The sequence below is a fragment of the Clostridium sp. ATCC BAA-442 genome, assembly GCF_964239415.1.
GTDB classification, from domain to species: Bacteria; Bacillota; Clostridia; order Oscillospirales; family Oscillospiraceae; genus Flavonifractor; species Flavonifractor plautii.
This window is the reverse complement of record NZ_CAXSQB010000034.1, coordinates 15,041-40,329: the sequence shown is the minus strand read 5'-3', so window position 1 is coordinate 40,329 and position 25,289 is coordinate 15,041. Positions and strand designations below refer to the sequence as shown.

At 64.7% G+C, this 25,289-nt stretch carries 23 protein-coding genes; 3 read left to right on the top strand and 20 right to left on the bottom strand.

Translation table 11 applies throughout. The features are described from left to right. Positions 1 to 103: 103 nt before the first annotated feature. Together ACESY8_RS13790 and ACESY8_RS13785 are read right to left on the bottom strand one after the other, a co-directional pair. The gene (locus ACESY8_RS13790; RefSeq protein WP_148341610.1) at positions 104 to 1,072 is read right to left on the bottom strand and encodes an ABC transporter permease; all 969 of its coding nucleotides are present in this window, start codon (positions 1,070 to 1,072) and stop codon (positions 104 to 106) included. A gap of 27 nt (positions 1,073 to 1,099) precedes the next feature. Continuing rightward, entirely contained in the window at positions 1,100 to 2,701 is a 1,602-nt protein-coding gene (locus ACESY8_RS13785) for an ABC transporter substrate-binding protein (RefSeq protein WP_204681819.1), read from the bottom strand. A gap of 261 nt (positions 2,702 to 2,962) precedes the next feature. On the opposite strand from ACESY8_RS13785, the gene ACESY8_RS13780 reads away from it, so the two are divergent. Further along, positions 2,963 to 3,913 carry a carbohydrate kinase family protein gene (locus ACESY8_RS13780; RefSeq protein WP_054339257.1) on the top strand — a complete coding sequence of 317 codons (951 nt, stop codon included), beginning with the start codon at positions 2,963 to 2,965 and terminating at the stop codon, positions 3,911 to 3,913. 166 nt (positions 3,914 to 4,079) lie between these two features. Here ACESY8_RS13780 and atpC read toward each other — a convergent pair whose 3' ends face one another. Genes atpC through ACESY8_RS13740 form a run of 8 tightly spaced genes read right to left on the bottom strand, consistent with a single transcriptional unit; the run spans position 4,080 to position 10,310 of the window. Further along, the gene (atpC, locus tag ACESY8_RS13775; RefSeq protein WP_007491647.1) at positions 4,080 to 4,487 is read right to left on the bottom strand and encodes an ATP synthase F1 subunit epsilon; all 408 of its coding nucleotides are present in this window, start codon (positions 4,485 to 4,487) and stop codon (positions 4,080 to 4,082) included. Then, positions 4,488 to 5,888: a F0F1 ATP synthase subunit beta gene (gene atpD, locus ACESY8_RS13770; protein WP_009261197.1), complete on the bottom strand. Its 1,401-nt coding sequence runs from the start codon at positions 5,886 to 5,888 to the stop codon at positions 4,488 to 4,490. Between the two features lie 59 nt (positions 5,889 to 5,947). Then, positions 5,948 to 6,829 (bottom strand): ATP synthase F1 subunit gamma, encoded by an 882-nt coding sequence (gene atpG / locus ACESY8_RS13765; RefSeq protein WP_007491643.1) that lies wholly within the window; start codon positions 6,827 to 6,829, stop codon positions 5,948 to 5,950. Continuing rightward, positions 6,817 to 8,337, bottom strand: a complete 1,521-nt coding sequence (gene atpA / locus ACESY8_RS13760) for a F0F1 ATP synthase subunit alpha (protein ID WP_434307914.1) — start codon at positions 8,335 to 8,337, stop codon at positions 6,817 to 6,819. Before atpA ends, atpG begins: the two co-directional genes overlap by 13 nt. Beyond that, entirely contained in the window at positions 8,334 to 8,858 is a 525-nt protein-coding gene (gene atpH, locus ACESY8_RS13755) for an ATP synthase F1 subunit delta (protein ID WP_054339256.1), read from the bottom strand. The genes atpA and atpH overlap by 4 nt, the downstream gene beginning before the upstream one ends. Then, on the bottom strand, positions 8,855 to 9,340 hold the full coding sequence (atpF, locus tag ACESY8_RS13750) for a F0F1 ATP synthase subunit B (RefSeq protein ID WP_007491639.1): 486 nt from the start codon (positions 9,338 to 9,340) through the stop codon (positions 8,855 to 8,857). The genes atpH and atpF overlap by 4 nt, the downstream gene beginning before the upstream one ends. A 13-nt stretch (positions 9,341 to 9,353) precedes the next feature. After that, the gene (atpE, locus tag ACESY8_RS13745; protein WP_007491637.1) at positions 9,354 to 9,572 is read right to left on the bottom strand and encodes an ATP synthase F0 subunit C; all 219 of its coding nucleotides are present in this window, start codon (positions 9,570 to 9,572) and stop codon (positions 9,354 to 9,356) included. 27 nt (positions 9,573 to 9,599) lie between these two features. Next, a complete protein-coding gene (locus tag ACESY8_RS13740) occupies positions 9,600 to 10,310 on the bottom strand; it encodes a F0F1 ATP synthase subunit A (protein ID WP_007491635.1) in 711 nt (236 codons plus the stop codon). A gap of 164 nt (positions 10,311 to 10,474) precedes the next feature. On the opposite strand from ACESY8_RS13740, the gene ACESY8_RS13735 reads away from it, so the two are divergent. Both ACESY8_RS13735 and ACESY8_RS13730 read left to right on the top strand, forming a co-directional pair. After that, positions 10,475 to 12,097 (top strand): ATP-binding protein, encoded by a 1,623-nt coding sequence (locus ACESY8_RS13735; protein WP_204681816.1) that lies wholly within the window; start codon positions 10,475 to 10,477, stop codon positions 12,095 to 12,097. Further along, on the top strand, positions 12,098 to 12,775 hold the full coding sequence (locus ACESY8_RS13730; RefSeq protein ID WP_054339255.1) for a response regulator: 678 nt from the start codon (positions 12,098 to 12,100) through the stop codon (positions 12,773 to 12,775). 179 nt (positions 12,776 to 12,954) lie between these two features. On the opposite strand, the gene ACESY8_RS13725 is transcribed toward ACESY8_RS13730, so the two are convergent. The 10 genes from ACESY8_RS13725 to ACESY8_RS13680 form a co-directional block, all read right to left on the bottom strand. Continuing rightward, entirely contained in the window at positions 12,955 to 14,595 is a 1,641-nt protein-coding gene (locus ACESY8_RS13725; protein ID WP_434307913.1) for an amidohydrolase, read from the bottom strand. Between the two features lie 21 nt (positions 14,596 to 14,616). Beyond that, complete coding sequence (locus ACESY8_RS13720) at positions 14,617 to 15,660, bottom strand: M20/M25/M40 family metallo-hydrolase (RefSeq protein ID WP_055179485.1); 1,044 nt, start codon at positions 15,658 to 15,660, stop codon at positions 14,617 to 14,619. Between the two features lie 17 nt (positions 15,661 to 15,677). Then, positions 15,678 to 16,709, bottom strand: coding sequence for a sensor histidine kinase (locus ACESY8_RS13715; RefSeq protein ID WP_044941836.1), 1,032 nt, complete (start codon positions 16,707 to 16,709; stop codon positions 15,678 to 15,680). Next, positions 16,690 to 17,364: a response regulator transcription factor gene (locus ACESY8_RS13710; RefSeq protein ID WP_009261206.1), complete on the bottom strand. Its 675-nt coding sequence runs from the start codon at positions 17,362 to 17,364 to the stop codon at positions 16,690 to 16,692. Before ACESY8_RS13710 ends, ACESY8_RS13715 begins: the two co-directional genes overlap by 20 nt. A 153-nt stretch (positions 17,365 to 17,517) precedes the next feature. Further along, positions 17,518 to 19,263 carry a peptide ABC transporter substrate-binding protein gene (locus ACESY8_RS13705; protein WP_054339253.1) on the bottom strand — a complete coding sequence of 582 codons (1,746 nt, stop codon included), beginning with the start codon at positions 19,261 to 19,263 and terminating at the stop codon, positions 17,518 to 17,520. Continuing rightward, on the bottom strand, positions 19,260 to 20,276 hold the full coding sequence (locus ACESY8_RS13700) for an ABC transporter ATP-binding protein (protein ID WP_498794782.1): 1,017 nt from the start codon (positions 20,274 to 20,276) through the stop codon (positions 19,260 to 19,262). Before ACESY8_RS13700 ends, ACESY8_RS13705 begins: the two co-directional genes overlap by 4 nt. Continuing rightward, complete coding sequence (locus ACESY8_RS13695; RefSeq protein ID WP_054339252.1) at positions 20,263 to 21,291, bottom strand: ABC transporter ATP-binding protein; 1,029 nt, start codon at positions 21,289 to 21,291, stop codon at positions 20,263 to 20,265. The genes ACESY8_RS13700 and ACESY8_RS13695 overlap by 14 nt, the downstream gene beginning before the upstream one ends. 9 nt (positions 21,292 to 21,300) lie before the next feature. Continuing rightward, complete coding sequence (locus ACESY8_RS13690; protein WP_007491615.1) at positions 21,301 to 22,623, bottom strand: ABC transporter permease; 1,323 nt, start codon at positions 22,621 to 22,623, stop codon at positions 21,301 to 21,303. A gap of 10 nt (positions 22,624 to 22,633) precedes the next feature. Next, the gene (locus tag ACESY8_RS13685; RefSeq protein ID WP_024723403.1) at positions 22,634 to 23,551 is read right to left on the bottom strand and encodes an ABC transporter permease; all 918 of its coding nucleotides are present in this window, start codon (positions 23,549 to 23,551) and stop codon (positions 22,634 to 22,636) included. Positions 23,552 to 23,682: 131 nt separating this feature from the next. After that, entirely contained in the window at positions 23,683 to 25,002 is a 1,320-nt protein-coding gene (locus tag ACESY8_RS13680) for a hypothetical protein (protein WP_498794781.1), read from the bottom strand. Between the last annotated feature and the right edge of the window lie 287 nt (positions 25,003 to 25,289).

Sequence of the window (25,289 nt, the reverse complement as noted above, 5' to 3'; positions counted from 1 at the left end):
CCCCCCGACGGGAGCTGGGCCGGGTGGGGGTATCCGGTGACCCCCCACAGAAAACAGAGGGTCAGCAGCGCCAGCAGGAGCAGGGGAACCAGCCATTTGCGCCTCATGGCCCCTCCTCCTCTCCGTCCAGCCGGCGGTTGACCACGTCCGCCGCCGCCAGGCTGAGGAGCACCAGCACGGCGGACAGGAGGAACACCCCCTGGAGCATGGGATAGTCCCGGTACTGCACCGCCTCCCGCAGGACGGTGCCCAGGCCGGGGTAGGCGAAGACGTTCTCCACCAGAATGGTGCCCCCCACCGCGCCCCCCACGCTGAGGAAAAAGCGGGCCACGATGGGGGTGGCGGCGTTGCGCAGGATGTAGGCGGTGCGGATGCGCCCCGCGGTCAGGCCCTTGGCACGGGCATTGGTGAGGTAGGGCCTGCCCAGGATAGTGAAAAAGCTGGCCCGGGCGGTAAAAAAGAGCTTGGGGACCGTGACCAGGGTGAGGGCGCACACCGGCATCAGGCTGTGCACCAGGATGTCCCCCAGCCGCTGCCACAGGCCGTCGTACTGGGCGAAGGGGGTGTAGGCCCCGGAGAGGGGAATCCACGCCGCCCGGGCCGCCACCAGGAAGAGCAGGAGCACGCCGGTGAGGAAGGGGGGCACCTCCGCCAGAGCGGAGAGGACCGGGTAGAGCGCCCGGTCGGCCCAGGGCCGGCGGACGCACAGCAGGGCCAGGGCCACCCCCAGGAGCAGGCTGAGGGCCAGGGTGCTCCCCATGATCCACAGGCTCCAGGGCAGGCGCTCCAGCAGAATATCCGCCACGGGCCGCTTATAGTGGATACTCTGGCCGAAGTCCCCGTGGAGGTTGTCCACAATGGTATCCCTCAACTGTGGAAAAAAGGGCTTGTCCAGGCCGTAGTAGGCCCGCAGCAGCTCCTTCTGCTCCTCCGAGTAGGCGGCGTCCACATCGTCCCCGGCGGCCCCGGAGGTGTAGTCAAAGGGGTCGCCCGGCATCAGCCGGGGAATGGAGAAGTTGAGGAGATAGATGACCAGAAAGGCCCCCAGCAACATCAGCAGCTTTTTTCCCATGCTTCTCCTTTCCCGGCGGGGCGGACCTCAGCGCGCCATGTAGGACAGGCGGTTCTGCTCCGCTTGCTGGTAGGCGTAGGTCTTCATCCAGCCGTCATAGACATCCTTGCGGTACATGGAGTAGGAGGACTGGTTGGCGATGACGATGATGGGGATCTCCCGGCTCACCAGCAGCTCCAGCTCCTGAAACAGCTCCACCCGTTTGTCAAAGTCGGTCTCGTACATCTGGCCCTCGGCCAGCGCGGTCATCTCGGCGTTGGAGTAGCCGATGGCCCCCATGGAGTGGGGGTTGGTGCCGGAGAACTTGGACTCGTCGGAGAACAGGGTGCGCATGTAGGTGGGGGGATTGTTGCCCCAGCCGCCGTTGCCCACCAGGGCGAACTCGTAGTCACCGCTGTTGATGCGCCCGTCCCGGGTGGCCGAGTCGTGGGCCTCCACCGTCACCTCGATGCCGGCGGCGGTGAGGCCGTTGCGGATGATCTCCGCGATGGCCAGGTCGTCCCCGTCGTCGCCGCACAGAAGGGTGACGGAATAACCCTTCCCCGCAAAGACGGCGCGGGCCGCCTCCGGGTCATAGGGGTACTGCACCACGTTCTCGTTATAGTACAGGCTGCCCTGGGGGACGTAGCCCGCGCTGCCCACCGTGCCCGCGCCGCGGAACACGCTGTCCACCACGCTCTGCCGGTCGATGGCGGCGTACACCCCCTGCCGCAGGGCGAGCTCCAAAAAGTCGGGGCACCGCTCGTAGTTGATGAGCAGCTTGTAGCCCATGTCGTTGGCCTTCTCCACCACGCCGATGGACGGGTCGTTCAAATAGGTGTCCATCAGGTCGGCGGGCAGGGAGGTGATGTCGATCTCCCCACTCTCAAAGGCCAGCAGGGGGTCGCTCACCGGCACAAACTGGATCTTCTCCGCCGCCTGCTCCCCGTTGCACCAGCCGTCGAAGGCGGTGAACTCATAGCTGCCGGTGGCCCCGTCATAGGCGGTGCAGGCATAGGCCCCGCTGCCCGTCAGATAGCCCTCCCCGGTGTAGGAGTTGGGGTCGTCCACGTTCTCCCAGATGTGCTTGGGCAGGATCACGAAGGAGCCCAGGTTGGACAGGGTGTCGGCGTTGGCCTCCTTCACGGTGATGGTGATGGTCTGCTCATCCACCACCGTATAGTGGTCCACCAGATAGCCGTCCCCCACCCCCAGGGAGTTGGACACCGGGGGGTGCTCCTGATAGTAGTCCAGGGTGAAGGCCACGTCGGCGGTGGTGAGGGGCGCGCCGTCCTGGAATTGGGCGTCTGCAAAGAGGGTGAAGGTGTAGTCGTTGCCGTCCATGGACCAGCGCTCCGCCAGCCAGGGCACGTCGCCGGTCTCGTCCTTCTCCAGCAGGCTGCCGTACACCAGGCGCATCTTGGCCGTGCCGGGGCCGCGGGACTGGTGCAGATAGGGATTTGGGACGCCCCAGTCGGTGCCCCCCTCCAGGCGGAGGGTCTCCACCCGGCGGCCGGAGGCGGAGCCGCTCTCCGACGGGGCCGTCGGGGTGACGGCGGCCTCCGGCGCGCCGCCGCAGCCGGCCAGCAGGCCGGCGCACAGGGCGCCCGTCAAAAGCAGGCCGACCGCTCTTTTTCCATACTTGCTCATGGGTCTCTCTCCTTTTCTTCCCCGGACACAAAAAAGTTCACCATGTGCGGCGTAACGCACATGGTGAACTTCGGTTCACCGGTTTCAACGGCCGGGGGATGGGTGTGGAAAAAGGCTTCAGCCTTTCTAAAGCCGCTTCAGCGGCTCGTTTGGCTCAGTATAGCAGAAAAAGGGCGGGGCTGTCAATCCTGTTCCCCCGATTTCGCCGCTTTTCCCGCCACCCCGGCTGTGCTATACTTTTAACCAAAGGGGGTTATGGAAATGTACGACCTAACTGCAATGGGGGAGCTGTTGATCGACTTCACCCAGCTCAGCACCGATGGAGAGGGCTATCCCACCCTGGCCGCCCACCCCGGCGGGGCGCCGGGCAATTTTCTGGCCGCCCTCTGCCGCTATGGGGCCTCCGCCGCCTTTCTGGGCAAGGTGGGGGACGACGCCTTCGGCCGCCTGCTGGTGGACACCCTGGCCCGGGCAGGCATTGAAACCCGGGGCATCCGGGCGGATCCGACTGTGTTCACCACCCTGGCCTTCGTCACCCTCGTGGACGGAGAGCGCTCCTTCAGCTTCGCCCGCAAGCCGGGCGCGGACACCGTGCTCCGCTTTGACGAGCTGGAGCTCTCCCTCATCGACCAGTCCAGTGCCTTCCACTTCGGCGCCCTCAGCCTGACCGACGAGCCAGCCCGCTCCGCCACCCGGCAGGCGGTGGCCTACGCCAGGGCGCAGGGAAAGCTCGTCACCTTTGACCCAAACTACCGTCCGCCCCTGTGGCGGAGCGAGGCCCAGGCCAGAGCGGAAACGCTCTGGGGCCTGGAGCAGGCCGACGTGGTCAAACTCAGTGACGAGGAGTTGTCCTTCCTCTGGGGCTGTACGCCGGAGGAGGGGGCCCGCCGCCTGCGGGAGGAGTGTGGTGTGGCTCTGGCTATGATCACACTGGGGCCCCAGGGCTGTTACCTGGAAAACGCCAGGGGGGCCTGCTGGGTGCCCGCCCCGGCGGTGCGGCCGGTGGACACCACCGGCGCGGGGGACATCTTCGGGGGCAGCGCCGTGGCGAAGCTGCTGGCCCTGGACACACCTCCGGCGGAGCTGGAGCCCGGCGCGCTGGAGGGCATCGCCCGCTTCGCCGTCACCGCCGCCAGCCTGTCCACCCTCCGCCCCGGCGGCATCTCCTCCATCCCCACAGAGGCGGAGGTGCTGGCCGCTCTGGAAGAGTAATAGAAGGGCCGCCGGAGTACCGGCGGGCCTTCTATTATTCTTCAGGCTGTCGAAAAACCTTCCCCGAAGGAGGGCCTCGGAAATGACACTTCGCATGGCGGAAGAGGTGACAATTTTGCGGGAAATCGTGCCCCTTCCGCCATACAATCTTTTTCGGCAGGCTGTATTACTCTCTGCGGGTCTTGAGGCGGGCCATGGCCCGGGCCAGAGCCGCCTTGGAGTGGTAATACTCGTGGATGCTCTGCTTCTGACGCAGACGTTCCTCGGCCCGCTCCCGGGCGGCCTCGGCCCGCTTGCGGTCGATCTCCTCCGGGTGCTCGGCAAAGCCCACCAGCAGGATCACATAGTCCGGCTTGATCTCTACGAAGCCCGCGCCTACGGCGGCGGGCTCCCATTTGCCGTCCACCTTGTAGCGCAGCTCTCCCGGCTCCACGGCAGTGACCGCCGGCTCGTGGCCGGGGTACACTCCCATCTCGCCGTCCACGGCGGGAAAGACCAGGGCCTCGGCGGGGCCGATGTAGAACTGCCGCTCCGGGGTGATGATCTCCAGGTAGAAGGTGGAAGCCTCCGCCATTTACACCGCCCCCATTTTCTTGGCCTTGGCGATGACCTCGTCCACGTTGCCCACGTTGCTGAAGGCGGCCTCGGGATACTTGTCCAGCTCGCCGCCCAGGATGGTTTCGAAGGAGCGCAGTGTGTCCTCCAGCTTCACGTAGCGGCCCTCCAGGCCGGTGAACTGCTCGGCCACCGAGAAGGGCTGGGAGAAGAACTGCTGGATGCGGCGGGCCCGCTCCACGGTGCGCTTGTCCTCCTCCCCCAGCTCCTCCATGCCCAGGATGGCGATGATGTCCTGAAGCTCCCGATAGCGCTGGAGCAGCTCCTGGGTGCCGCGGGCGATCTTATAGTGCCGCTCGCCCACCACGTCGGGCTCCAGAATACGGGAGGTGGACTCCAGGGGATCCACGGCGGGATAAATGCCCTGCTCCACGATCTTACGGGAGAGGACGGTGGTGGCGTCCAGGTGGGCGAAGGTGGTGGCGGGAGCGGGGTCGGTCAGGTCGTCGGCGGGGACGTAGACGGCCTGGACGGAGGTAATGGCCCCGTCCTTGGTGGAGGTAATCCGCTCCTGAAGGGCGCCCACCTCGTTGGCCAGGGTGGGCTGATAGCCCACGGCGGAGGGCATCCGGCCCATCAGGGCGGAGACCTCGCTGCCCGCCTGGACGTAGCGGAAGATGTTGTCGATGAAGAGCAGTACGTTCTGCTTCTCCCGGTCGCGGAAGTATTCGGCCATGGTCAGGCCCGTCAGGGCCACCCGCATGCGGGCTCCGGGCGGCTCGTTCATCTGGCCGAAGACCAGGGCCGTCTTTTCAATGACCCCCGACTCGGTCATCTCCCGCCAGAGGTCGTTGCCCTCGCGGGTGCGCTCCCCCACGCCGGTGAAGATGGAGTAGCCGCCGTGCTCGGTGGCGATGTTGTGGATCAGCTCCTGGATGAGCACCGTCTTGCCCACGCCGGCGCCGCCGAACAGGCCGATCTTTCCGCCTTTGGCGTAGGGGGCCAGCAGGTCGATGACCTTGATACCGGTCTCGAAGATGTCCACCACGGGGCGCTGGTTCTCGAACGCGGGAGGTTGGCGGTGGATGGACCACCTCTCGCTGGCCTGCACCGGGCCCTTCCCGTCGATGGCGTCGCCCAGAACGTTGAACATGCGGCCCAGCACGCCCTCGCCCACGGGGACGGAGATGGGCGCGCCGGTGGCGGTGACGGCCATGCCGCGGCCCAGGCCCTCACTGGGGGAGAGCATGATGCAGCGCACCGTGTCGCCGCCCACATGCTGGGCCACCTCCATGACCTCCCGGCGGCCGTCCAGCTCCACCTCCAGGGCCTCCTTCAGCTCCGGCAGAGCGCCGCCGTCAAAGGCCACGTCCACCACGGGGCCCATGACCTGTACAATGGTTCCTTGCTTCTCACTCATAATGGCAAAATCCCCCTTCGGGCGTTGGTATGTTCTGTATATCCCCTCTCCGTGGGATGTTACAGGGCCGCCTGGGCCCCGCCTACAACCTCCGTGATTTCCTGGGTGATGGCCGCCTGACGGGCCCGGTTGAAGGACAGGTTCAGACGCTGGAGCATAGCCCGGGCGTTGTCGCTGGACGACTTCATGGCCGTCATGCGGGCATTCTGCTCGGAGCAATAGGACTCCACCAGTGCGCCGAACAGGTCTCCCTTTACATAGCCGGGCACCAGCCGGTCCATGACCGCCTTCACCGAGGGCACATACACCACGTCCCGGTTATAGCTGTCCCGGTTCTTCTCATATTCAGGAAACACATCGGGGTCCAGGGGCAGCAGCTTGTGGGCGGTGGGCTCCATCTGGAAGGAGCTCACCATTTTGGTAAAGAGGACATACACCTCGTCCAACTGGCCATCCAGATAGAGGTCCAGCATCAGCTCGGCCATATCCCGGGCCCGGCCCATGTTGGGGTCCTGGGCCGTGTAGAGAAACTCCACGTCGATGGGGATGCCGTGCTCCAGGAAGTAGGAGCGGCCCACCTGCCCCACCACAAAGAGGCTGGGATTGGCGGCCCTGGACATTTTCTCCTCAGCCAGCTTGAGAATGTTGTGGTTGTAGGCCCCCGCCAGCCCTTTGTCGCCGGTGATGACGATGAAGCCCGTCTTCCGTTTGTCGGGCGGGATACCGGGGCGCTTATCGAAAAAGCGGTGGTCGATCTCCGGGGAGTGGTGGAGGATATCGGAGATGGTGGCCTCGATCTTGCTGAAATAGGGCTCCACATCGGTGAGCTGCCTGCGTGCCTTGCGCAGGCTGGAGGAAGAGATGAGATACATGGCGTTGGTGATCTTCAGCGTCTGCTCCACGCTCTTGATGTGGGTACGGATCTCCTTTATGCTTGCCATGTGGCGCTCCCCCGCTTCTTGGCGTCGGCCAGCGCCGCCCGGATGCACTCCACTGCCGGGCCGCTCAGGGTGCCGGTAGACTCAATCTCCGCCACCACGTCGGGGTGCTCGGCCTCCATCTCGCCGGCAAAGCCAAGCACGAAGGGGCGCACGTGCTCCAGAGGCACGTCGTCCACCAGGCCGCTGGTGGCCACATACAGGAGGATGGCCTGGCGGCTTACCGGCATGGGGTGGTAGAGGGGCTGCTTGAGCAGCTCCAGCAGCCGGCGGCCGTGGTCCAGGGCCTGCTGGGTAGCTGGGTCCAGATCGGAGGCGAACTGGGTGAAGACCTCCAGCTCCCGGAACCGGGCCAGGTCGATGCGCAGGGTGCCTGCGGTCTTCTTGATGGCCCGGGTCTGGGCTGCGCCGCCCACGCGGGACACGGACAGGCCCACGTTGACGGCGGGCCGCTGTCCAGCGAAGAACAGGTCGGTTTCCAGGTAGATCTGGCCGTCGGTGATGGAGATAACATTGGTGGGGATGTAGGCCGACACGTCTCCGGCCTGGGTCTCGATGATGGGCAGGGCGGTCATGGAGCCGCCGCCGTACTCCTTCGTCAGGCGGCAGGCCCGCTCCAGCAGGCGGGAGTGGAGGTAGAACACGTCGCCGGGGTAGGCCTCCCGTCCGGGGGAGCGCTTGAGCAGCAGGGACAGGGTGCGGTAGGCCACCGCGTGCTTGCTCAAATCGTCATAGACGATGAGCACGTCCTTCCCCTTGCCCATGAAATACTCGCCCATGGCCGCTCCGGAGTAGGGGGCGATGTACTGGAGGGGGGCGGATTCGCTGGCAGTGGAGGACACGATGATGGAGTAGTCCATGGCCCCGTGCTTCTTCAGGGTGTCCTGAATGCGGGCCACGGTGGATGCCTTCTGGCCGATGGCTACGTAGATGCAGATGACGTCCTGTCCCTTCTGGTTCAGGATGGTGTCCACCGCGATGGCGGTCTTGCCGGTCTGGCGGTCCCCAATGATCAGCTCGCGCTGTCCCCGGCCGATGGGCACCATGGCGTCGATGGCCAGGATGCCGGTCTGGAGGGGTACGTTGACCGGCTCGCGGCTGACCACGCCGCTGGCCTCGTGCTCAATGGGGCGGGTCTCGGTGGTCTCGATGGGGCCGAGGCCGTCAATGGGCTGGCCCAGCACGTCCACCACTCGGCCGATCAGGCCGTCGCCCACGGGGACGTCGGCGGCCCGCCCGGTGCGGCGCACCACGGTGCCCTCCCGGACGCCGGCCTCGCTGCCCAGCAGCACCACGCCCACGCTGTCCCGGGCCAGGTTCATGACCATGCCCTTCACCCCGGTGTCCAGCTCCACCAGCTCGCCGTACACCGCCTGATCCAGGCCGTAGACGGTGGCAATGCCGTCGCCCACCTCCAGGACGGTGCCGGTCTCGTCCCGGCGAGCCCGGGTATCATAATTCTGAATCTCCTCCCGCAGGACGGAGACAATCTCTTCCGGTTTTGCTCTCATGCCATTCGCCTCTCTTCCAGTTGGCGGCCCATCCGGCCCAGCGCCCCGCGGACGCTCTTGTCATAGCGTACGCCCTCGATATCCAGGGTAAAGCCGCCCAGCAGGGCCGGGTCGGTGCGCACGTCAAAGACGATCTCCTTCTTGTGGTGGAGACGGCACAGGGCCGCCCGGAGCTTCTCCAGCTCCTCCGCCTCCAGCGGGCGCACACAGGTCAGCATGCACCGGGCGCCGCCCCGCCGGGCCAGCTCCAGCCCGTGAAACGCCTCCACAATCTCAGGCAGCAGGGCCATGCGGCCCTTCTCCGCCAGGAGGCGGTAAAAATGCGGCAGTGGGCCGCCCTCCTCCAGCCCGGGCAGCCGGGCCAGCACCCGCCCCTTCTCTCCGGCCTGGACGGCGGGGGAACAGAGCGCCTCCCAAAGGGCGGGCTCCTCCATCAGGGCCCGGGCCGTGCGCTCCAGGGCCTCCCCGTCGGGAGAGACCTGCCACAGGGCCTGGGCATAGCGGCGGGCGAGCTCGCTCATGCCTGCTCACCCACTTCCGCCAGGAAGGAGTCCACCAGCGCCCGGTCGCCGTCCTCCGTGGGCCGCTGGGCCACCTTGGCGGCGGCCAGCAGGGCCAGGGAGGCCACCTCGTTCCGCGCCCCGCGCAGCATGGCGTCCCGCTCGGAGGCGATCTGCGCCTCCGCCTCGCTCCGCAGCCGCTTGGCGTCGGTCTCGGCGTCCGCCATTTTGGCCTCATAGGCCCGCTGGGCGCGGTTCTGGGCGTCGGCCACCAGCTTAGCCGCCTCCTGCCGGGCGTCGGTGAGCTTGTCCTCATACTCCGCGCGCAGCTCCTCCGCCTGGCTCTTGCTGGCCTCGGCGGAGTCGATGGTCTCCTTCACCCGGGCCGCCCGCTGCTCCAGCACGGCGTTGACCCGGCCGAACAGGAGCTTGCGCAGGATAAAATAGAGCACCAGCAGATTGATGACGGTAAAGACGATGGTGGAAACTTGGAAGTCCAGCATTGGGGACGCCCCCTTAACCCATGAAGATCACGAGCAGCGCGGTGATGAAGCCGAAGATGGCGGTGCCTTCGGCCAGGGCGCAGCCCAGCAGCAGGGCGCTGTTGATCTTTCCGGCGGCCTCCGGCTGGCGGGCGATGGCCTCGCTGGCCTTACCGGTGGCAAAGCCAATGCCGATACCCGCGCCGATGCCGGTGAAAACCGCAATACCCGCAGCAATAATTCCCAGTGTCATAATGATTTCCTCCTAAAAGCGATTGATTTAGTCTTCCTCCTTGATGCCCTCACCGGTAAACAGGGTGGTGAGGAACACAAAGACGACGGTCTGAATGAGCCCGTCAAACAGGTCGAAGTAGAGGCTGAACACCGCCGGCAGCACCACCGGCACCAGCAGCTTGAGCATCTCCATGATGATGAAGGCGCCCAGAATGTTGCCGAACAGGCGCATACACAGCGCCAGGGGCCGGATGGCCACCTCCATCAGGTTGATGGGGATGAGCAGCGGCATGGGCTCGGCGAACTTCTTCAGGCCGCCCGCCAGGCCGTTGTAGCGGAACTGGGCGCCGTAGATGAGGAACATGCTCATGAGGGCCAGGGCCGCCGTCACGCTGATGTCCTTCGTGGGGGGTGTCAGGCCAAAGACCCCGATGAGGTTGCTCAGGCCGATGTAGAGGGCCACCGTCCCCAGCCAGGGGGCGAAGGGCCGCCAGTGGGCGCCTATGTTGGTCTTGACGAAGCCGTTGAGGAACTCCACCGCCCACTCCAGCGCACACTGGACCTTGCCGGGGCGGTCCACGCTGAGCCGACGGGTCAGCGCCAGGGCCAGCGCGATCAGGGCCGCCATCACAATCCAGGTCACTACCACCGACTCCGCCACTGGGACGCCGCCCAGCACCGGGACGGTAAAGGCCACCTTGTTTCCCAGCTCCTCCACCAGGGATTCCTTGAATGCATCCAAACTCACAACTCGCATCACCTCGTTTTCGCGTGGGCTATCATACTACCAGCCGGGCGGCTTTGGGAACCCTTTTGAAAGTAAAAAAACTTTCGAATATGTCCGTGCTGCGCTTTCGTTTGACAGCGTGGCTGAATTTATCTTATACTGATCCCAACCGGGAAAAAGGAGGCGCATTGTCCATGTCCAACCAGACCGGGCGTTCCATCCGCGCCCAGCTCATGTGGCTGAGCCTGATTATCGTCACCGTCTCGGTGGCCCTTTCCCTGGCCGGCACCCTCTACATCACCCTGCGGACCGAGCGGAAGACCCTGGACCAGAATTTGCTTAACTCCGCATCCATTCTCTCCCAGGTGCCCCTCGTGAGGGAGGCCCTGCTGGGGGAGGTGCCCGCAGACGAGCTGGCCGACTTTCTGGACGCGGCCACCGCCCGCACCTCGGATATCGATCTGATTCTGGTGGGAGACACGGAAAGCGTGCTCCGCTATACGCCAGACCGCAGCTTTATCGGCAGCCGCTACACCGGCTCCGCCCAGACCCGCGCCCTGGCAGGGGCGGAGCCCTATACCTTTGATGACAGCGGTCCAATGGGCTCCGACCACTCGGCCTACGCCCCCATCCGGGACGAATCCGGGGCGGTAATCGGCTTTATGGCCGTGGGGCTCTACCTGCGCAGCCTGACCCATGTGGCGCTGACCACCGCCCTGCGCCTGGCGGCCATCGGCGCGCTGGCGGCGGCAGTGGGGGCCCTGCTGGCCCTGCGGCTGTCCCGGCGCATCAAGCGTTCCCTGATGGGCTACGAACCAGACGCCTTCGCCCGGCGCTTCCACCAGCGGGAGGACATTCTGGAGGCCCTGGAGGAGGGGATTCTGGCCATCGACCGGGAAGGGCGTATCATCTTTCTCAACGCCGCCGCAGCCCAGATGCTCTCCCTGGCGCCGGAGGCCGCCATGGGCCGCCCCCTCCACTCCGTCTACCCCTCCTCCACCCTGGACCGCATTCTGCGCACCGGGCGGCCGGAGTACAACGTGAGCATGAAGTCCCTCAAGGACGTGCGGGTGCTGGCTGACCGCCTGCCCCTGTATGAAAACGGCGCTCTGGCAGGGGCGGTGGGCATTTTCCGCAACCGGACCGAGGTGGCCCGGCTGGCCGACGACCTCACCGGCGTGCGGCACATGGTGGATGCCATGCGGGCCTATACCCACGAATTCATGAACAAGCTCCACGTCATCCTGGGCCTGCTGCAGATCGGCGAGCCGGAGCGGGCCCAGCAGTACATCATGGATACCACCCGTACCCAGCAGGAGGCGGTGAGCCGAATCATGAACCAGATCAAGGAGCCCTCGGTGGCCGCCCTGCTGGTGGGCAAGACCAGCAGGGCCAACGAGCTGGGTATCCGGCTCACGTTGGACCGGGAGAGCGTCCTGAGTGCCGGAACCTCCTGGCTCTCCCCCGACGCCTGGGTGACCATACTGGGCAATCTGATTGAAAACGCCATTGAGGGCCTGAATCAGACCCGCCGTGGGACCAAGGAAGTCTCCGTCAGCATCCGCGAGGGGGCGGATAACCTGTTTCTCTGCGTGGAGGACACCGGCCCCGGCATCCCCTCCGCCCTGCGGCGCACCCTCTTCGAGCGCGGAGCCTCCTCCAAGGGCCGCAGCCGGGGGACTGGGCTGGCGCTGGTACGGGAGGTAGTGGAGGCTTACCACGGCGACATCCGGGTGGAGTCGGAAACCGGCGTAGGCACCTCATTTTTTCTCAGCTTCCGCCGGGAACCCCTCCCGGCCCCCAAGGAGGAACCCTGAATGTACCGCGTTGTCATTGTGGAGGACGACCCCATGGTCTCCCTCCTGAACCGCACCTTTGTGGAGCGGGACGCCCGCTTCCAGGTGGTGCGGTCCTTTCAGGACGGCCGGGCCGCCCTGGCCTGGCTGGAGCAGAACCCCGCCGATCTGGCGGTGCTGGATGTCTATATGCCCCTCTTCACCGGGCTGGAGCTGCTCCACGCCCTCCGGGGCCAGGGGGTTGGTATCGACGCCATCATGGTCACCGCCGCCAACGACGCCCCCACCGTGGACACCCTGCTCAAGCTGGGGGTGGTGGACTATCTGGTGAAGCCTTTCACCTATGAGCGGTTTCAGCAGGCGCTGGATACCTTCTGCCGCCACCGGGATGCGGTGGCCGGGGACGCGGTGGAGCAGAGCGCGCTGGACCGGCTCTTTTCCCCCGCCCTCCCGGCGGAGCACCAGCCGCCCAAGGGCCTCCAGGAGAGCACCCTGGAGCTTGTGCGCGCCTGCCTGCGGGCGGCTCCGCCCCAGGGCCTGCCCAGCGAAGCCCTCTCCCGCCAGACCGGCCTTTCAGTGGTGACGGTGCGGCGGTATGTCAATTACCTGGTAGAGCGGGGGGAGGCGGCCAGCGCCGTCAACTACGACACAGGCGGCCGTCCCTGCCGCCTGTACCGCTGCCCCGGCCCGCCTGCCTGAATCCCTTCCCCGCCAATGGCGCGCGCATCTGTAAGGAATGCGCGCGCCATTGGCCTTTTCCGGCTCCGCTCCTCCTCCCCGGAACAGAAGGGCAAAGTCCAAATACCAGAGCCGGGCAGCCGCTGAGCCCTAACTGCAAGGGCCCGCAATTCCAGCGGAATTGCGGGCCCTGTTTTGCCTCAGAAGGATGGATCGCGGAAGACGCACGCCCCGCCCACATAGGTGCGCAGCACCCGGGCGGAGAGCAGTTCCTCCGGCGGGCAGGTCAGCAGGTTGCGGTCCACCAGGAGGAAGTCGGCCAGCAGGCCGGAGCGTATGCGCCCTTTGATGCGCTCCTCACCGGAGGCGTAAGCGCCGCCTGCGGTATAAGCGTACAGCGCCTGGTAGGGCGTAAGGGCCTGCTCCGGCAGGAAGGGGCCGTTTCCGGTGAAGTCCCGCCGGGTGACGGCGCAGTAGACCCCCTCCAGGGGGTGAAAGCGCTCCACCGGGCAGTCGGTGCCGAAAGCCATGTGGAGGCCCAGCCGCTCCATGTCGCCCCAGGCGTAGGAGTGGGCCAGGCGTTTTCCGCCCAGTCGTCCGGGGGCGATGTGCATGTCGCCGTTGATGAACACCGGCTGGACAAAGGCGGTCACATCCAGCTCCGCCATGCGGCGGAGCTGCCCCTCCGACAGGATCTGACAGTGCACCATGCCGTGACGGGGGTGCAGCCAGGGCAGCTCCGCGCGGGCCCGCTGGAAAGCGTTGAGCACCATCTCAGCCGCTCCGTCTCCGATGGCGTGGATGGCAACGGCCATATTGTGCCGGTGGGCGGTGACCACCAGCCGGTCCAACTGTGCCTGCTCCGGGTAGATGGGCAGGCCGCAGGTGTCCGGGGCGTCGAAATAGGGCTCCCGCAGGAAGGCCGTCCGCGCCCCCAGGGAGCCGTCGGCCAGGAGCTTCACCGTGGAGATGCGGAAGCGGTCGCCGCCGCCGAAGCAGGCCCCGCCCCGGGTGAAAAACTCCTCCAGGGTCTCCGGCTCGGTGAGCAGGGCCTGCTCGGCAAAGCGCAGCTTCAGCGCCCCCCGCTCGGCCAGCTCCCGCAGGCCGTCCATGAGGGCATAGGGCTCCTCGTCCGGCGCATACTTAAAATCGTCGCTCTGTATGCTGGTCAGGCCCTCCGCCAGCAGGTCGTGCTGGGACTGAACTACCTGCTCCAGCAGGGGCCTCAGGCCCACGGAGGGGATGGCGGCCTTGATGTCGTCCAGTACGTTCTCCTTCACTACGCCGTTGGGCGCTCCGGTCTCGTCCACCTCGGCAAAGGCGCCGTAGTGCCCCACCGTGTCCCGGTTGATGTGCAGCAGCTCCAGAGCCCTGGAATTGAGCGCCCCCACGTGGAAGCAGGAGCGCAGGATCAGGATGGGGTACTCCGTACTCACCTGATCCAGCTCCCGGCGGGTGGGAAAGCGCCGCTCGCCGGTGAACTGCTCCTGGTTCCACCCCTCGCCCAGAAGCCAGCGGCCGGAGCCGGCCTCCAGCCCGGCCAGCCCCCGGCGCAGGCGCTCCTGCACCTCCGCCAGAGAGGTACAGCCGAAGAGGTTGACGGACAGCTTTGTTTTGACATAGTGGATGAAGTGCAGGTGGGAGTCATTGAAGCCGGGCATTACAAAGCGGCCCTGGAGGTCCAGAGTCTCCCAGGCTCCCCTGGAAAAGCGGCGGGCGAAGTCCTCGGCGTCCGCCCGGCCGCCCACATAGGCGAAGTATGCGCCGTCCACTACGGCGGCCTCCGCCATCGGGCGGGCCGGGTCCATGGTGGCGATGGTTCCATTGGTCAGCAGCAGCATGGGGTTTCCTCCTCTCCGCATTTAGTCCCGGAACGGGTCGGGATCAAAGTGCTCATCCAGGGCTGCCAGAAACTCGGCCAGCACCTCCACCGTCTGCTCCACATCGGCCAGAGAGCCCACCTCACTGGGGGAGTGCATGTAGCGCAGGGGAATAAAAAGGGTGGTCACGGGCAGGCCCGCACCCGTCTGGTTGAGCTTATCCGCATCGGTGCCCATAACGCCTGGGGTGACGGCATACTGCAGGGGGATTCCCAACCGCCCGGCGGCCTCCTCCAGCGCCCGGTTGAGAGGCGCGCTGCACACCGAGCCCTTGGCCAGGGCGGGGCCGCCGCCCAGCTTGATACGGCCAAAGCGCTGGGGGGGCATGCCGGAGAAATCAGAGGTGTGGATCACATCCACCGCGACAGCCAGCGTGGGCCGCACCCGGCCTGCTGCATGGAAGGCGCCCCGCATGGTGGTCTCCTCTCCGGTGGTGGTGGCCGCAAAGACGCCCACCTCCGCCCCCTTCTCCCGGGCCCGCAGCAGAGCGTGGAGCACGGTATAGGCGCCCAGGCGGTTGTCCAGCCCCCGGCCGGCGATGCAGTCGTTCTCCAGCTCGTCCACGGCATAGGAGTAGGTGACGAAATCCCCGGGGGCGACCAGCTCCAGGGCCTCCGCCCGGCTGGTGAAGCCACAGTCGATGTAGAGATCGGTCAGCTCGATGTCGGTGCGCACCTCGCCGTTGCGCAGCAGCAGGCCCATAACGCCGGTGAGCCGCTTCCGCCCCAGCACCGTCACCCGCTTACCCTGAGCCAGTGCCAGACGGATGCCACCGGCCTTGCCCACCTGGAGATAGCCGTCGTCGGTGATGTGGGTCACCCGGAAGCCGATCTCGTCGATATGTCCGCACAGGAGCACCCGGAAGGGGGATGCGCTGTTGATGGAGGAAATCACATCCCCCGCCAGATCGGTCTCCACCTCCGCTCCCTGCTCCCGCATGTAGGCGGCCACCTTTTTCTGAAGGGGGATCTCCCCGCCGCTCACCGACTCGGTGCGGAGCATCTCATATAAAAAAGCCTTGTTCATGACCCTATCGTTCCTTTCTAACGCCGACCGGCCATGCGGTCTTCCCTGCGCAGCAGGAGCTGAAAGCGCACTCCGTCGGCCCAGTTGGAGGCCCAGATGTCCCCCTTGTGAAACTGCACAATCTTTTTTGCGATGTAGAGGCCCAGGCCGAAGTTGCCGTCCGCCCCCTTGTAGAACTTTTGAAACAGGACGTTCAGAGTCGGCTGCGGGATGGGCGCGCCGTCGTTCTCCACGGTCAGGAGGTAGCCGCCCTCCTCCTCCCCGGTCAACTCCATGCGGATGTAGCTGGCCGCATAGCGCAGGCCGTTTTCCACCAGATTGTCAAAGACGGTCTGGAGCGCAGCCTCATTCCCCGACACCGTGAGGCCGGCCGGGACGTCCACCTCCAGCCGGATACCCCGCTCGTTGCCCCGAAACCGCCTGCGGCACTCCTCCATCAGTCCCCGGAGCTCCACCGGCCGGAAGTCGCTCTGTTTGCCCAGCATGTGATCGAAGGAGGAGACATATAGCAGCTTCCTGATCCCTGCCTCCACCGCCAGGCTCTCCTTCATGATGATGTCGATGGCCTCGGAGCCGTAGATGCCGTCCTGATAGGCGGCGCAGCAGTTCTGGATGACCATAATGGGGGTCTTGAGCCCATGGGACACACTCTGGTAGAAAAACTCCTCGTCCTCGTTGAGCTCCACCACATTGCGCTGAATCTGTGACAGGGTGTTGACAATCGTCCCGATCTCGTCCCGGCGGGCCACCTGCAAGACCGGCTCACTCCAGTTTTTGCCCTTGATGCGCTCCAGATTCCCTGCCAGCCGCTCCAGGGGCTCGGTAATGCGCCGGGCCGCCAGCTTGGCGGCGAACAGGTTTGCAATGAGCAGCAGGGGGAACAGGGCGGCCAGCCTATACCACTGTCCGGGCTCCTCCGGCCGGAGCAGAAGGAGGACGTACAGCAGGATAGCGGCCAAAGTGAGTCCCTCCGCCAGTGAGAGGCAGGCCCAGAGCTGGACGCTCAGGGGCCGGTCCTGCAGCCAGTATCTAGTCGCAAAGCGATTCATGTCTCTCCCCCGTCAGGCAGTAGCCCAGGCCATAGAGCGTACTGATTTCGATGCCGGGCAGCTTCTTGCGCAGGCGGCGGATCGTGTCGTCTACCACCCGGTCGGAGCCATAAAAGGTATAGCCCCACACGGCGTCCAGGATGTCGCCCCGCTTCAGGACGTGCCCCCGGTTAGCCGCCAGATAGAGCAACAGGTCGTACTCCTTCACCGTGAGGCTGATACTCTCGCCGCCGCAGTAGACCAGGTGCTTTTCCAGATGGACCGTGTACGGCCCCACCTGGACCTCCGCTGTTTTAGGCCGCCCCCCCTTCAGCAGCCGCTGAACCTTGATAACCAGCTCCCGCACCAGAAAGGGTTTGGAGATGTAATCGTCCCCGCCCAGCTCCAGCCCGGCCAGGCGGTCGATATCCTGGTTGCGGGCGGAAATGAAGATCACATAGCTGTTGGGATTCTTCCGCTGTACCTCCCGAAAGACGGTGAAGCCGTCGATGTCCGGGAGCATAATGTCGATCACCCACAGGTCAGTGGGCTTGTCCAGCCCCTGCACAGCATCCTCCCCCCGCAGGTAGCTGCGGACGGAGTAGCCCTCCTTCTGCAGATATTTGGTAATCAGATTGTTGAGAACGGCCTCGTCCTCCAAAACGCTGATCCACATGCCGCACACACCTCTCTCCCCAATTGCTCAGGAGCATAATACCAAGCCCGTAATACTTTGCTATTATACCATATTCCCGGGGCGGCTGGTAGAGGATGCCGGAAAGAAAGGGCGCCCCCCATGCGCGGCAGGTGGCATGAGGGGCGCCTCGGCTCAGCCGATCACCGTATAGTACTGGAAGTCCCACTGGCCGACCGGGGTGCGGCCGGGGCCGGAAACCTTGCCGTGGTCAATGACCTGGGTATAGGTGGTATAGTAGATCGGGCAGATGACCATATTCTCCATGAGGACATCCTCAGCCTCCTTCAGGTAGGCGTCGCGCTCCTCCCCGGAGGTCTTGGCCGCCATCTTCACGGCGTTGTCATAGGCCTCGTTTTCCGGGTTGAGAATGGTATCCCCGGGCACGCCGGAGTAGGGCTTGTAGCGCCAGCGGACATCGTTCATGCCCTCGGCGGTGAAGAGGGAGAGCATGGTCATGGGGTCGTTGTAGTCGGCGCTCCAGCCGGTGAAGGCAATGCTCCAGTCGCCGGAGTTGATGGTGTTGGTGAACACCGCGTACTCCTGCACCTGCAGGTTAACCTTGATGCCCAGGTTTTCCTGCCACATCTGCTGCACCGCCTCCACAATCAGGGAGTTGTTGCCGCTGTCGTAGTAAAGGACGTTCAGCTCGGGGAAGCCCGCCCCGCCTGGGTAGCCGGCCTCAGCCAGATAGGCCTGAGCCTCCTCCACCTTGGCGGAGTAGGGGTCGATTTCGTACTCCTCCACCACGTTTCCGTTCTCATCCAGCGCCCGCATACTCTCGCCGGTGGACAGCTTGAAGGGAGGCGCCACAAAGGCGGAGGCGGGTACAGAGCCGTCACGCAGGATCTGGTCGGTGATGGTGCTCCGGTCAATGGCCAGGGACAGGGCCTTGCGCACATTGAGGTCGTTCACCACGTCGGCGTCCATGTTGAACTGGAAGTAGCTGTTGCCCAGGGCGGGCTCGCTGGAGAAGTTGGGATCCTCGGCCAGCAGGCGGGGAATCTCCGCGCCGGGCAGGATGGAGGTGACGTTGATTTCGCCGGCCTCATAGCCCTGGAGGGAGGTGGTGGCGTCGGAGATGAAGAGGATGCGCACGCCGGCCAGATTCACATTATCGGCGTTCCAGAAGTTAGGATTCTTCTTCAGCAGAATGTGGGAGCCCACCTTGTACTCCTCCAGCATGAACGCGCCGTTGGAGACGCATTTGGCGGGATCCTTTTCCCAGCCCTCGCCGGTAGAGGCCATATCCTCGCGGCAGGGCATGTAGGTAAACCAGGACACCAGGTTCAGGAAGTATGCGGTGGGCTGCTTCAGCTCCACCTGGAGGGTCTTGTCGTCCAGGGCCTTGACCGCCACTTCGTCCCGGCTGCCTTCGCCGCTGAAATACTCATAAGCGCCCTTGATGTAGTCGGTCATCAGGAAGGCGTAGGGGGAGGCCATCTCCGGGGAGCAGGCCCGCTTCCAGGCGTACTCGTAGTCGTAGGCAGTGACCGGCTCGCCGTCGGACCAGGTCAGGCCGTCCCGCAGATAGAAGGTGTACACGGTGTCCTCAACGCCGTCGGCGTTGGCCGAGAGCTCGTAGCGCTCGGCGGATGCCATCTGGACGCCGTCCCGGGTGTCGCGCACCAGGCCGTCGTAGAGGTTCAGAATGACATGGCCGCCCATGCTGGAGGTGTTAAGCTGGGGGTCCCAGGTCTTGGGTTCCTCGCCCACGTTGTAAACCAGGTACTCCGAGGATGCACCGCCGGAGCCGGAGTCCGTTCCGGTGGGCTGCGGGCTGTCGTTCCCGCCGCCGGAGTTGGTGGTGGGCGCACAGGCCGCCAGCCCCAGGATCATGGAACCGGCCAGCAGCATGGAAACGAGATGCTTCGCTTTCATAATATGCCTCCTTTTTCCTCATTCCCCCTTGCGGGGGTCACTCTATGGCAGGCAACCGCATGGTTGCTTCCCACCTCGGTCAGCGGCGGCTCCTGCTCGGCGCACAACTGCGTGGCGTAAGGGCAGCGGGTGCGGAACCGGCAGCCGGAAGGGGGATCGATGGGGCTGGGAATGTCCCCCTGCAGCATGATGGGCTCGCTCCTGTGCGCCAGCTCCGGGTCGGGGAGGGGCACGGAGGAGAGCAGGGCCTCGGTATAGGGGTGGAGATGGTTCTGGTAGATTTCCTCGCTGTCCCCCACCTCCACCAGCTTGCCCAGGTACATGACGCCGATGCGGTTGGAGATATGGCGCACCATGGACAGGTCGTGGGCGATAAACAGGTACGTCAGCCCGAACTCCCGCTGGAGATCCTCCAGCATATTGACCACCTGGGCCTGAATGGACACGTCCAGGGCGGAGATGGGCTCGTCGCAGACGATGAACTCGGGATTGACCGCCAGGGCGCGGGCGATACCGATGCGCTGGCGCTGGCCGCCGGAGAACTCGTGGGGGTAGCGGTTGGCATGCTCCCGCATCAGGCCCACGTGGTCCAGCAGTTCATAGACCCGCTGGCTCCTCTGCTCCTTGGTGGTGAGTTCGGAGTGAAGATCCAGCGCCTCCCGGATGATGTCCATGACCGTCATACGGGAGTCCAGGGAGGCATAGGGATCCTGAAAGATCATCTGGATACGCTTGCGGTAGGGGAGCAGCTGGGGGCCGGTCAGATGGCTGATATCCGTCCCGTCGTAGAGGATTTTTCCCTCGGTGGGCTCATAGAGCCGGGTGATGGTGCGTCCCAGGGTGCTCTTGCCGCAGCCCGACTCGCCCACCAGGCCAAAGGTCTCGTGGCGCAGGATATGGAAGCTGACATGATCCACGGACTGCACTACTTGTTTTCTGCGGCCCAGCAGGCCCACGGGCTTATAAAAGTATTTGGTCAGGCCCTCCAGCTCCAGGAGCTTATCCGTCGGCACGCCGCATCGCCTCCTTCCGCTGAACATACTCCGGATTGACGGGGGCCTCCTCGTGGAGGAGCCAGCACATCGTCCGGTGGCCATCCTCCTGGAAATAGGGGGGCATCTCCTCCATACACACATTCATGCAGTAGGGGCACCGGGTGCTGAAGGGACAGCCCTTCGGCGGGTGAATCAGGTTGGGCGGGGTACCGGGAATGGGCTTAAGCCGCTGCTTCTCCCCGCCCGTGACACGGGGGATGGAGTCAATCAGACCCATGGTATATGGGTGCTTCGGGTGGTAGAAGATCTCCTCCACCGTGCCGTCCTCCATAATCAGCCCGCCGTACATCACCACCACCTTGTCGCACAGGGTGGCCACCACGCCCAGGTCGTGGGTAATCAGGATCGTGGTCATGTCCAGCTCTCGGTTCAGGCGCTTGATCAGGTTGAGGATCTGGGCCTGGATGGTCACATCCAGGGCGGTGGTGGGCTCGTCGGCGATGAGCAGCTTGGGGCTGCACGCCAGAGCAATGGCGATCATGGCCCGCTGGCGCATGCCGCCGGAGAACTCGTGGGGGTAGTTGTGAATTCGCTTCTCGGGGGATGGGATGCCCACCATACGCAGCATCTCAATGGCCCGCCGTCTGGCCTCACCCTTGCCGATGTCCTCATGCTCCTGGAGCATCTCCATGATCTGGTTGCCCACAGTATACACCGGATTGAGGGAGGTCATGGGGTCCTGAAAGATCATGGCAATCTCCTTGCCGCGCACCCGGCGCATCCGGCGCTTTCCGTAGGAGAGGATGTCCTGGTCCTGGAAGAAGATCTCTCCGTCCACCACCCGGCCGGGGTGCTGAAGCAGGCCCATGATGGACAGGCTGGTGACGCTCTTGCCGCTGCCGCTCTCTCCCACAATGCCCAGCACCTCGCCCTGGTTCACATCAAAGCTGATGCCGCGCACCGCCTTTACCTCGCCTACGTGGGTGAAAAAGGAGGTCTTTAGATTTCGAACCGAAAGTAAACGTCTTGACATATCGCAAACTCACTTTCTCAGCCGCGGGTCCAGAGAGTCCCGCAGTCCGTCGCTGAACAGGTTGAGCGCCAGGATGGTGATACTCATGATGAGGGCGGGGTAGAAGAGCTGATAAGGGCTGGTGTAAAGGCTGGGCAGCGCGGCGTTGGCCAGCGCGCCCCAAGATGCCTGGGGCTTGGAGACGCCCAGTCCGATGAAGCTCAGAAACGCCTCGGTGAACATGGCACTGGGGATCTGCATGGTCAGGGCCACCATGATGGGGCCCATGGCGTTGGGAATGAGGTGGCGCACCAGGATCTTCCGGGTGGGCACACCCAGCAGGACGGCGGCGGAGACAAACTCCTGCTCCCGCATGGTGAGCACCTGGGAGCGGACGATGCGCACCATGCCCACCCAGTAGGTCAGGCCCATGGCCAGAATGATTGAGTGCAGGCCCGAGCCCAGCACCACCATGATGAGAATGACATAGAGCATCATGGGGATGGAGCTGATGGTGTCCACAATCCGCATCATGATGTTGTCCACAGCGCCGCCGAAGTAGCCGGCAATGCCGCCGTAGAGCACGCCCACGATCAGGTTGACCAGGGCGGCCACCACGCCCACCAGCAGGGAGACCCGGGCGCCGTACACCACGCGGATGAACAGGTCGCGGCCCAGGGAGTCGGTGCCCCAGATATAGGTCTTGTTCAGGACGGTTTTGGCGGGGGTGATCTGCGCCCCGTCGTAGAACACACGGAAGCGGTCGATCTTGTCCTCCAGGATGTGCTCGGCCTCCCGCAGACTCACCGTCTCGGGGGCGTCCTCCCCGTAGTACTCCCTCAGGTACTCCACCTCCGCCACTGTGACGGGACTGCCGTCGCCGTGGGCAGCCTCCTGGGTGATAAACTCCGATTTGGCCCGGAAGTACACGCCGTAATCCACCAGCAAATCCTTTCCGTTGATCTCATATAGGTAGGTCCGCCCGGCTTTGTCATCCTTGACCAGGGTGGAGGCCCCAAGCAGGTGGCCGGAGCCGTCGGTGTCAATACACTTGTAGTCGCTGGTGACATAGACGAAGCTGTTACCGCCCAGATCGTAGATTTCCAGCTCCGGCGGGATGTTGGCGTACCGCAGGTCCTGTTCCTCGTAGGAATAGGGCCAGAACATGGGCACAAAAATGGCGGAGAGCACCACAATCACCACCACCACCATGGACAGGAGCGCGGTCTTGTTCCGGCACAGCCGGTGCCAGCAGTCCTGCCAGTAGGTCAGGCTGGGGCCCCCGATGGCCTCGGAGGCCAGGGCGTCCCGCTCCGCCGGCAGCCAGCGGCGGTCCGTTTCCTTCATACTCATGCGCGCCTCCTCAATCCAGCTTGATTCTGGGGTCGATTAGGACGTAAACGAGATCCACGATCAGCACGGCCAGGACCAGCAGTACGGCAAAGAACACCGTAATGCCCATGATCAGCGGATAGTCGCGGTTTACAATGCTGTCGGTGAACAACTGGCCCACGCCGGGGATGCCGAATACGGTCTCAATGACAAAGGAGCCGGTGACAATGGAGGCCACCATGGGCCCGATGTAAGTCACCACCGGCAGCAGGGCATTGCGCAGGGCGTGCTTGTAGATTACCTTGAATTCGGAGATACCCTTGCTCCGGGCAGTGCGGATGTAGTCCTGCTGCTGCACCTCCACCAGGCTGGTGCGGGTCAGGCGGGTGATGAAGGACAGTGGGAATGCCCCAATGACCAGCACCGGGCCGATATAGCCCGCCACCTCGTCCACACCGAAGGCGGGCACAAGACCCAGGGTTTTGCTGAAAAGAAACAGGAAACCCGTGGCCAGCACAAAGCTGGGTATGGTGGAGCCCAGGGTGGACAGCACCATGAAAAACCGGTCAATCAGCTTGTTCTGGCGCAGCGCGCACACGGAGCCGAACAGGATTCCGGCGAACACCACCACCAGGGAGGCGTAGATGCCGATGGTCAGCGAAAAGGGGAAGCCGTCGGCTATGACCTTGTTGACAGTCAGGCCGGCCTTGGTGTAGGAGACGCCGAAATCCCCCCGGAGGAAGTTGCCCAGATAGATGATGTACTGCTTCCACAGCGGCTGGTCCAGGCCGTACTTGGCCATCATGGCCGCCTCAATTTCGGGATTGGGCATCTTCTCCGCGGCAAAGGGGTTGCCGGGGATCGCTTTCATCAGAAAGAATGTGATCGTGATGATAAAAAAGATGGTGACCAATGCAGATAAAATTCGTTTCAGCACATACTTGAGCATACAAACTCCTTTCTGAACAGACAATGCCTCCCCGGTCTGTCCCGGCCTGATAGAGAATACAGTGCTTTAATGTGTTACAGAATATTATAAATCAAAATTGTCTTGAGAATATCGACGGTTTATGTGAAAAATCACATATTTTTGCGTTCCATTTCGGTCTGCATCAGGTCGGGATGGGGCGTAACATGCCAGATATGGACATCCCGGTAGTGCTCCAGCAGCAGGAAGTACCAGTTGCTGTCGAACAGCAGCAGCCCCGCGAGGGCGAGTGAGGCCAGCCCGGCGGCCCCACCGGACAGGCCGGGAAGCAGCACCGTCCCCTTCCAGATGTCCCACACCGCCGCCCCCACCAGGCCGAGGCAGAGCAGGCCACACCGCCGTCCCTCCGGCCGGACCAAGGCGCGCACCGCACGGCCCAGCCAGAGCAGGCCAAACAGGCACAGGAAAGCCCACAGGCAGGTCTGTGGCCAGCGGTTGTCCTCGGGGACCAGCCGGGCGCACAGAAACAGGAGCCCCAGCGCCAACTGCACCGTAAGCTGCAGCAGCCCGCGCAGCTCCTCGTAGAAGGCGGCCTGGGCCGGATGGGCAAAGGATGGCCCCTCCTCCCGGGCAGACAGGGTGCGGAGCAGCGCCCCGCCGCAGCCTGCCGCTCCCCCGGCCTGGAGGGCGGCCGCCAGCCCCGCCCCGGACAGGGAGAACAGGAAGCGGCTCCGGTCAAAGGCATCCAGCAGCACCAGCTTGACGGCGGGGATCAGGTTGGGCAGATTGCCGAGCAGGGCCGCCGCCAGCAGGAGCAGAAAGAGCAGGGAGAGCACCGTCTCGCCTCGCTCCCCCACAAGCCGGCAGAGCAGCCACAGGGCCAGCAGAACCACCAGCCAGGGCAGGAGCTCCGCGCCTCTCGCCGGGGCGGAAGGACTGGCCAATATCCGGAACAGCAGAGGCAGCATGCCGCACAGCGCCAGTGTCTGAAGCCAGCGGAGCAGACGGCCCAGTCCCGGCCTTGCGCGGGCCCTTTTGCGGCACAGTATTCCCTCCAGCAGGGCGGACAGCTCGACCCGCCCGCCGCAGCCAGGCTGGTAGTAGCGCCACAGCCCGGCCAGCGCCCCCAGCGGGTGCAGCCAGAGCAGGGAGAACACCAGATACCAGAACAGGGCTCCCGCCCCTCCCAGGCAGAGCGCCGCCATTGTCAGTATCCAGGCCATGGCGCCGCTGTCGCCGGGGAGCCCCGCCAGAAGGGCGCGCACGATGGCGCGGCGCTGCCCCGGGGCACACTCCTCCCCGAGAAAGCTCCACAGGGAATGCCGGTACGGTACCTCAGAAAAGATCCGCCGGTATCCGGCCCAGAAAAAAAGCCCCAGGCAGGCGGTAAAAAAGAGATAAAACGGGTTTTGCAGCATCTGCGTCCCTCCCAGTGGCGGCTGCGGCCGGTAAAAATCTGTTTTCTGAATCATAACACACTTCCCCCTGCTTCTTCAATCTGGATCGCGCTTCCCTTGCCCCGGCTGTGGGCGGCCACAAGGTCCGCCCCTACTTCCGGGGGTTTGTCTCGGGCGAGCTATCTTGCGGCGCTTGGGCGTAGGGGCGGGTGCCCACACCCGCCCGGAGCTGGCCGGTGGCCCGGAGGGGCGGGCCGACGTGGGCGTCGGCCCCTACAAAGGTCTGCTGCGGCAGGCACCGCCCGGCCAAAATGCTCCGTAGGGGCGGGGCTTGTCCCCGCTTGCGGGGGGCCATAAAGGCC